This window comes from Streptomyces cahuitamycinicus, assembly GCF_002891435.1.
In the GTDB taxonomy this organism is placed as follows: Bacteria; Actinomycetota; Actinomycetes; order Streptomycetales; family Streptomycetaceae; genus Streptomyces; species Streptomyces cahuitamycinicus.
Map to the genome: position 1 here is coordinate 23,306 of NZ_POUC01000048.1, position 6,767 is coordinate 30,072.

The 6,767-nt window shown below is 71.6% G+C and carries 7 protein-coding genes; all 7 read right to left on the minus strand.

Translation table 11 applies throughout. The annotated features are described in order from the left end of the window. Window positions 1-82: 82 nt before the first annotated feature. Window positions 83-2,017 carry an NUDIX domain-containing protein gene (locus C1J00_RS45160; RefSeq protein ID WP_180989475.1) on the minus strand — a complete coding sequence of 645 codons (1,935 nt, stop codon included), beginning with the start codon at window positions 2,015-2,017 and terminating at the stop codon, window positions 83-85. 59 nt (window positions 2,018-2,076) lie between these two features. Continuing rightward, entirely contained in the window at window positions 2,077-2,295 is a 219-nt protein-coding gene (locus C1J00_RS09540) for a hypothetical protein (RefSeq protein WP_102908600.1), read from the minus strand. A gap of 4 nt (window positions 2,296-2,299) precedes the next feature. Continuing rightward, window positions 2,300-2,893: a hypothetical protein gene (locus C1J00_RS09545; RefSeq protein ID WP_102908601.1), complete on the minus strand. Its 594-nt coding sequence runs from the start codon at window positions 2,891-2,893 to the stop codon at window positions 2,300-2,302. Window positions 2,894-2,976: 83 nt separating this feature from the next. After that, a complete protein-coding gene (locus C1J00_RS09550) occupies window positions 2,977-3,378 on the minus strand; it encodes a hypothetical protein (RefSeq protein WP_102908602.1) in 402 nt (133 codons plus the stop codon). Then, on the minus strand, window positions 3,375-4,151 hold the full coding sequence (locus C1J00_RS09555; RefSeq protein ID WP_146046164.1) for a hypothetical protein: 777 nt from the start codon (window positions 4,149-4,151) through the stop codon (window positions 3,375-3,377). Before C1J00_RS09555 ends, C1J00_RS09550 begins: the two co-directional genes overlap by 4 nt. An 81-nt stretch (window positions 4,152-4,232) precedes the next feature. Then, on the minus strand, window positions 4,233-4,502 hold the full coding sequence (locus tag C1J00_RS09560) for a hypothetical protein (RefSeq protein WP_102908604.1): 270 nt from the start codon (window positions 4,500-4,502) through the stop codon (window positions 4,233-4,235). Window positions 4,503-4,512: 10 nt separating this feature from the next. After that, window positions 4,513-6,767, minus strand: a 2,255-nt coding sequence (locus C1J00_RS45165) for a hypothetical protein (protein WP_219728335.1), incomplete at its 5' end; no start/stop codon positions are given.

Genomic DNA, 6,767 nt, shown 5'->3' on the forward strand with positions numbered 1-6,767 from the left:
GCAGCACATTGGGTTTGACCTGCTGTTTTGTAGCGGCCGGGCCGGGGGGCCGCTCGGGCGGGCCGGGGCTGAGTCGCGCGACTCAGCCCCGCATCATGGCGAGGGCGGCCTTCACCTCGTCCTCGTCCATCCGCACCGTTTCCGTGTCGTCGTCCTCGTCGACGTCGTCCTCGGCCGGGGGCGGCGTCTCCTCGGTGGGCACCTCCTCGTCGTCCTCGTCGTCGTAGAAGGTGCCGTCGTCCCACAGGTCCATGCCGGTCGGGCCGGCCGTGGCGGAAGCCGAGGGGGCGGGCTTCTTGGCGTCGAGCTCCGGCTCCTGGTCGACGTCGAGCCCCTTCGCGGAGAGTGCCGCGATCAGCGCACGCACCTTGCCCCGTACGCCCTCGAGTTGTTCGGGGCCTGCACCGGTGGAGTTGATGCGGGCGGTCGCGTCGGTGATGGCTTCCACGGTGGGCTGCACGACGCGGGCGTCGACGTCTTCGTCTTCGGTGGCCGTGCGCTGGGCGCTGGCGCCCTCCGGGAGTACGACGGTGGCGAGTTCGACGGGCTGAGGGGTGCCGAGGCTGATCTCGCCCCCGGTGACCGTGTACGGGATGGCGTAGTTGCTGCTGCGCCGCTCGTCCTCGCTGTGCACGGAGACGATGACGCGGTCCGGGTAGGTGCCCTCGATGCACGTCCACGTCTGGCCGTCCTGGTCGAGGAGTTCACGGACGCTGTCGGCGAGGCGAGCACGGAACTGCTCTTGGGACTCGGGCAGCGGGTTGGGGGACATCGCAAGGGCCTCCAGGTGGGCGATGTGCTTGCTCTTGGCCTCGGCGACCGTGGAGCGGGCGGATTTGTGCTCGATGCGCGGGAGGAGAGCGCGGGCGGCGGCCACTGTTGAGCGGGCGGACTTCCCTTCCGGGGCGCCGAGAGCGGCGTAGGTGTTCATCACGCCGGCGGCGAACTGCTGCGCCTCGGTGCCGGGCTTCGCGCTCGTGGGGCCCTGGGGCAGGCTGGCGCCGGCCAGGAGGGACCAGGGGGTGTCTCGGCATGCAGGCCGGAGCAGGGACATGTCGGGGAGGGCGGTGATGGGCCACCAGGCGGTGACCTCCGTGGCGTCGCCCTTGGGGTCGTCGGGGTTGGCCACACGCCGCTCGTCGTGTGGCCGGTTGAGCGGTACGTATGACTCGCCGGGGACGACCGCCACGAACCCGCGGTAGATGCCGTTCGGGGCTGTCCAGGAGCCGACGACGCTCGTGGAGCCGGGCAGCTCGGCGCCGGTCTCCTCCTGCCACTCGCGTACCGCGGCGGCGAGCTCATCCTCGCCCTTCTCCCGATGCCCGCCCGGGAACTCCCAGGTGCCTGCGGCCGGGTCATCGTCGTCGAGGGCCCGCTGGATGAGCAGGACGCGGCCGGTGTCCTCGGCCTTGACCACGAGTCCGGCGACCTTGATGCGGTCGCCGTCCTTCCCGGTGTCGAGGTCGACGACGTTCGGCGTCGCCTTGTACTCCATGCCGGGGTTGGCTGCGGCCTTCACTTCCAACGCCCGGGTCATCGGGTGGGCGCCGTGCAGGACGGGGCTCACCTCGAACAGGTCAAGGCGGTGGATGACGCGGACGCCGTCACCGCGGCGGGTGGCTCCGTCGGCGGGCACGCGGTAGCCGATGCTGAACGCGGCTTCGCCGTGCTCGAACCACTGCTTGACCTGCTCGTAAGCGTCGCGCCCCTGGCTGGTACGCAGGTTGTACTGAACCCTGGCGACGAGGGCGCCGGCCTCGGCTGGCCAGTCGGGGACATCGGCGAACCTCGGGTCGCCGGGCATCCACTCCTCGACGTCCAGGACGACGCCGACGGCGGCCTTCCATTCGTGGTGCCAGACGGGCTTGACGCGGCGGTTGGCGAGGGTGTGAGTGAAGGCGCCGGGGACGATGAGGTCGTTGACCTCGTCGACCACGCCCGTGACGGCGTAGATCGCCCGGCTGGTGCCTCGCAGGGTGTTCGGGTGTGACGATCTGGGGGGTGGAGCGCTCGGCACGGCGGGAAACCTCCGGCGGTGGACAGTGGGCCGCCGGGCACCGTGCCGTTCGCGTCTGCCTAACGTCCTGTGCTGGCTCCGGCGGGCTCCTGTGCGCCCTCGGCGGCCGAACGCGCCGTGATGTAGCCGCGGGTCCAGAACTGATAGCCGAACTGCTGTTCCGCGTTGCCGAATCGGTTGTACGGGCTGGAGTCGTGGGGGTCGCCGGCCTCGTATGCGGCCTTGCCCTCCTGCTGCAGCGCCAGGGCGGTCTGGCGGGTCAGTTGCACGTCGTCCACTCCCTCACTGGAACATCGAGTCCTGTACGCCGCGGTTGGCTGGTGGTGCGGCCTCGGGCGGGCTGGCGGCTTCGTCGGCCTGGCTGTGCGTGCGGGTCATCTGCGCGCCGTCCACGTCGATCGCCCATGCGTCCGGGTCGGTGTAACGCCACACCTGCCCCGCCCCATCCCTGACCCACCCGGTCAGTGTGCCGTCCGGGGCCCGATCCAACCAAGCCTGTTCACCGTTGCTGCCGGTGTACGCGGAGAAGGAGTCGGCCGGGTCGGTCTCGTCTCCCTCGTCGTACGCGTCGCCCGCCCACGGCCGGGAGTCGTCGGCCGGAGGCTCCGGCACGTCGACCGCCTGCTCGCCCTCGGGCGCGGCCGCCGCTCCCTCGGCGGGCGGTTCGGCGGCTGGTTCCTCCGCCGTCGCGGCCGGACCTTCCGGCGGTGCTGCTGCCGGGTCCTCGGCCATGTCGGGGGAAGGCTCCTCGAAGGCCGCTGAAGGGTCGCCCTCGAACGCCTCCTCGGTGCCTTCCGGCTGCTCGTCTTCTTCTTCGTCCCCGAACGGCTTACCGCCCTTGGGGAGAGCCTTGATGGCGAATCCGTATCTGGTCACGGGCGGAGGATGAACGGCCCTCTACGCTTACGTCGCGGCGCCCGTAGCCGACTCCAACGGCTACGGGCGCCACGTCTCACTACTTAGCCGCGCGTCGGCGCGATGAACCGGCGTGCAGCGACCATGAGGCCGAAGGCCAGCGTGAGCCCCCCAAGGTGGGACGCCCCCAGCACCGCCCTGGAGTCGGACAGGGAGCGACCGGTCGCGTAGCAGGCGCCCCAGACGACCAGCATGGCCACGACCAGGGCGGCAACTCGCAGACCGAGCCGTTCGGGTCCCAGCCGGGTGGCCGCATGCCGTGCATGCGCGCGCTCGGCTTCACCGCGGCTGCCCGCCAAGTGAGGGGGCATCCGGCCGCACGAGCAAGCCGCCCGGTATCGCGCCTGGCCGTGGAGAAAGGAGCCGTCTTCGTCGATGACAAAGGTCGGCCGGTGCCTGCCCTCGTCGATCAGGAACGGGTTGAACAGCTTCGCGAGCCTGCTCATCCTTCGCTCGCTCCGCTGAGAGCGCGCAGCGTCTGAGCGGCGAGGCGTGCGCGGTGCTGGTGCTGCGCCTCCATGCCTTCGGCGAATGCTCCGGGGGTGTCTCCCTGGTCGTACACGTCGATGCGCTTGTGGTCGGAGACGGCTTCCTCGTAGATGCGACGGGCGTCCTTGCTCAGCTTGCCGCCTTCCTTCATCAGCCTTTCCCAGGCGGCGGTCTGCCGGTTCAACGCTTCCCGGGCCTCGTCCCAGGCGATGATGAATCGGTGGTGGGCCGCAGCCCACTCGCTCAGCTTGGCGCTGCTCAGTGCCTCCCACGCGGTATCCCACTTCCGGAGGGCGCGTTCAGCTTCCCGGTTGCGGTCGATCACGACGCTGGCCATCGGCGCGACCTTGTTGTGCCACGCGGCCGCCTCATGGGCATTGAGGCGTTCCGTGAAGACCCATTGGGCCTGCTCCAGCGTCAGATCCTGAGCGTCACGCAAGCGGGCTACTTCGGCCATGCTGAGACGGTCGTTGTCGCGCTCGTCGCCGAACATGCCGGAGACGGTGATGCTCTCGATCACTGGCGTTCCTCCCTGGGTGCGGTCGGTTTTCGGGTCGATGCCTTCGGCGGCGAGGTCGGCGTACACGGTCTTGCGGTCGACGCGGGCAGCTTCGGTGAGTTCGTTGATGTTCTGGTTTCCGGCGTCCCACGCCGCCTTGATGAGGCGCGCGCGTAGGCCGGGTTCAGCCCATGCCCGCAGTGCGGCCATGGTGCGTTCTCGTTCGGTCACCCCCAAAGAGTAATGGGGAATGAGTCCACATGTGGACTCATTCCCCATGATCGTTCTTGCACAATTGTGCAAGCGCCCGGGTCACCCTGGAATACGGGCCCCTCGGGGTGCGCCCGGTCCTTCCTCCACGACGTTGGTGTGCTCCCGCAGCACTGCGAGCACGGTCGCCTCATCGTCCCCGGCCACCGTCCGGACGGGACCGGTCGGGGACAGGGCGACGGGGCCGCCCTGGTGGAGCTCCACCAGGGCCGCGGCGCGGTGCGACCCGATCACCGGGCGGTCGGCCCGCCCGGTGATCTGCACGCTGTAGGTCGCCCCGTCATCGAACGCGCCGGTGACGGTGAACGGCATCACTGCCTCCTCATCGGGTGGCGAGCAGGCCCAGGAGGAACGCCCGAAGGTCGTCGTCCAGGTACCAGTCGCCGTTGAACATCGACTGAACGGATCGGGCGAGGGTGTCACCGGTGTCCGGTTGCGTCTGCTGGCGACGCAGGATGCGGCTGAGGGCGCTGCGTCGCATACGGCGGGCGCCCGGACGGCCCTCGTGGGTCTGGTTGAACCAGAACATGCGCTGCGCGGCGTCCAGGTCGCCCAGGTGCTGGGCAAGGTGCTGCGCCAGGGCGTGTCCGGCTGTGCCTAGGCCCTCGTCGGCGAGGTCGGCGACGGTGATCCGCTGCCCGTCGGGCTCGTAGCGGCCCTCGTCGCCGTCCACGGCGGTCACGCGGCGCGCGGCCGGGGTGTTGAGCCACGACCGCGGTACGAGGCGCTGCACGCCCCGCACGGCCCGCTCGGCGTCCGGGGTGGAATCCGGGCCGAACACGATGGCGGCATTGCCCTCGGGGCCCATGTCGCGGATCTCGGCGAGCGCCGCAGCGACCGCGTCCGGGACCGCCGCGGCGTACTGCGCCCGCAGATCCGCCCACTCCCGGCGCGCGGCGGAGGCTTCGGCCCGTGCCGCGGTGATCTCGACCTCGAGGTCCGGGTCATCCGGCAGGGTGCCGCCGGTGCGCGCGGCCTGGAGGTTGACCAGGCGACGCTCGGTGAGGGCTACGTAGTCGTCCGCGCGCTGCAGCGTGCCGTGCGGGTCGCCGCCGAAGTCGTCGCCAAGGGCGTCGGCCAGGCGGCGGGTCACCTCCTGGTCGACGTCGCCGCCGGCCGCCCGCAGGGCCGCCATGTGGCGAAGCGCGGTGAGGCCGGGGCCACCGTCGGCGGCCTGGTCCGGCGACCACTGGATGCGGTCGCTGCGGCCCGGGAGCCGTCCGGCGGCGAGCTGGCCCCACGTCGTGGGCTTCCACCAGGTGACGCGGCGCTGCGCCTGGCCGAAGCGTCCGGGCTCCGGCATCAGGCCGACCCAGTGGGAGACCCGGGCGGCCAGGGACTCGCCGTCGGCCGCGGGCAGGTCGAGCGCGCGGTGCAGGCGGGCCAGGCGCCGGGACTCCGGCCACTCCCGGACACGGCGGACGAGGCGGCCGAGGAACGCACGCAGGCGTCCCAGGCGCTCCCTGGCGTCGCGGTACTTCTCGGCGATCTTCCGGGCTCCGGCCCTCACCAGTTCGGCGAGGCGCTTGGCGAGGCGGATGAGGGCGGCCACGATCCGGGCGAGCAGACCCGGCTGGCGGCCGGCCTCCGGCGACACTGCGGTGACACGGCGGGCGATCTGCCGGGCGGTGGCCTGCCGGGAACCGTCCATCTGCTGTGTGAGGGTGCGCGCGATGCGGTCGGCGTCGCCCGGGTCCACGCCGGCGGCCTGGAGCTGCTGCAGGAGTGCGTTCATGGCGTCGTCGGCGTGCCTCGTGACGGTACGGGCGACGTCGGCGTCGCCGTCGTTGTCGGGACCGTTGGGGGTGCCTCCGATCTGGTCGGGGATGAGGCTGAGGAGGTCCTGGGCCCGCGCGGCGAGGTCCTCGTCGCTTTCGTCGGGCAGGGGTTCCAGGTCGTTGATGGTGCGCAGGGCGGCGCGCACCGTCGCGGTGTGGGAGTCCTGCCGTGCCCGCTTGAGGGCCTGCTGTGCGGTGGCCCGGTCGCGGCCGGTGATGCCTGCGGCGTCGAGCGCTGCGGCAGCGTCCTGGCGAGCGGCCTGGCGTGCCTCGCGCAGTGCCTCGGCGGTGAGGCGCTGGGCGATCTGCTCGCGCAGAGCGTGGATGGATCCGGGCGGCTGGGTGCCCGCAACCGCCTCGTCGATGATGCGCGCGGCGACTGTCCGGCGGTGGTCGGCGACGATCCGGTCGGCAGCGGACCGCGGGGCCAGGTTGGGGTCGCGCGGGGCGCCGGTCGGCGGAAGGGCCGGGGTGGGCCGGTTCCGCTCGTACACGTTGACCGCGCGGCCGCTGTGCAGGCCGAAGTCGTGCACGTTGCCGTCGTCGTCCACGCCGGTGAGCTGCATCCACCAGCCGTTTCGCTGGGGCTGTCCGATGATCGTCAGGCGGCGGTGCCCGTTGAACTGGTAGCCGGTTCGGCTTACTGGGGCGTCGATGACATCGCCGTCTCGCAGGCTTCCCGGGTTGAGCCGGGCCACCGGGAGCGCAGGCTCGTCCGGAGTGCTCGGGGTGTCCGGCGTGCTGGGTGCAGCCGGAGCGTTGGGAGTCTCGTCCTCGTCGGTGTCGGGCGGGGTGGGGG